The 878-nt window shown below is 29.7% G+C and carries 2 protein-coding genes; both read right to left on the bottom strand.

Annotation, left to right across the window (positions count from 1 at the left end; translation table 11 throughout):
- Nucleotide 1: 1 nt before the first annotated feature.
- Nucleotides 2-514, bottom strand: a complete 513-nt coding sequence (locus V7183_RS07155) for a hypothetical protein (protein ID WP_335359067.1) — start codon at nt 512-514, stop codon at nt 2-4.
- On the bottom strand, nt 511-852 hold the full coding sequence (locus V7183_RS07150) for a PadR family transcriptional regulator (protein WP_335359066.1): 342 nt from the start codon (nt 850-852) through the stop codon (nt 511-513). The genes V7183_RS07155 and V7183_RS07150 overlap by 4 nt, the downstream gene beginning before the upstream one ends.
- Nucleotides 853-878: the final 26 nt, after the last annotated feature.

Genomic DNA, 878 nt, shown 5'->3' with positions numbered 1-878 from the left:
TTCACCTGCTTATATTTACCTTTCGTATATAAAACACTACCAGCATGGAAAGTAGTACAGAAATTGAAATGCTAGTAATCATTAACAAAGAATTCCACCAAGAATTATCCGCTATGTGATACAGAATATTATAGTCAAACGAATTATTAGTATGTAGTGGGTTAAATGATTCTGTTAAAAACATAGATAGTAAGAGTTGTGAAGTGAGGTAGGTAACGATTGAAGTAAGGACTCCAATCACAAATAAAGTTCCTATTCTATTTTTTGATTTTCGTATCTGTTTTATTTCAGAATGAAGATCTATTTCATTCATTTCTAAAAAATCTTTGATAAATGTTGTTGTATCTCCTAAATCATTTATACTATCTTGGCCGTGTTCACGACATTCTTGAATATGTTCTAAAAGCTGCTGCTTAATAATTTTTCTGTTCTTTGAACTTATTTGGTATTGTTTTAACTCTTCGAGAATTTCGTTTAAAAATTGTGTTTCCTCCTTGCTCAATTTCATTTTCATTCTAAATGTTCTCCTTTCAAACCACTTTGCAGTAGAGATTTTATATCCTGTTGTAACTCCAACCACTCGTTAATTTTTTTCTGAAGATATATTTTGCCCTTTTCATTGATTTCATAATAAACTCTAACCTTACCGCTTTCTGTCATTTCACGGTAAGTATAAACCCATTCTTGATCTTTAAGCTTAGTTAAAATGGGGTAAATACTTCCAACTCCTTTCAACTTTAAATTGTGTTTTTCTAACTCCTTCATAATTTCATATCCATAGCTTTTTCCCTTTGACAAAATAGACAATACACACATCTCTAAATGACCTTTAATTAAACTTGTTCTATCCATAGGATAAATTTAACAAAAATATATAC

Source organism: Bacillus sp. JJ1127 (assembly GCF_036965845.1).
Classification (GTDB): domain Bacteria; phylum Bacillota; class Bacilli; order Bacillales; family Bacillaceae_G; genus Bacillus_A.
The sequence above is the reverse complement of the archived record's forward strand: the minus strand, read 5'-3'. Positions and strand labels throughout refer to the sequence as shown.

Bases quoted from the DNA above. Each gene is read 5' to 3' on its own strand.
- V7183_RS07150 (WP_335359066.1), bottom strand. From the start codon at position 852: ATGGATAGAACAAGTTTAATTAAAGGTCATTTAGAGATGTGTGTATTG.
- V7183_RS07155 (WP_335359067.1), bottom strand. From the start codon at position 514: ATGAAAATGAAATTGAGCAAGGAGGAAACACAATTTTTAAACGAAATT.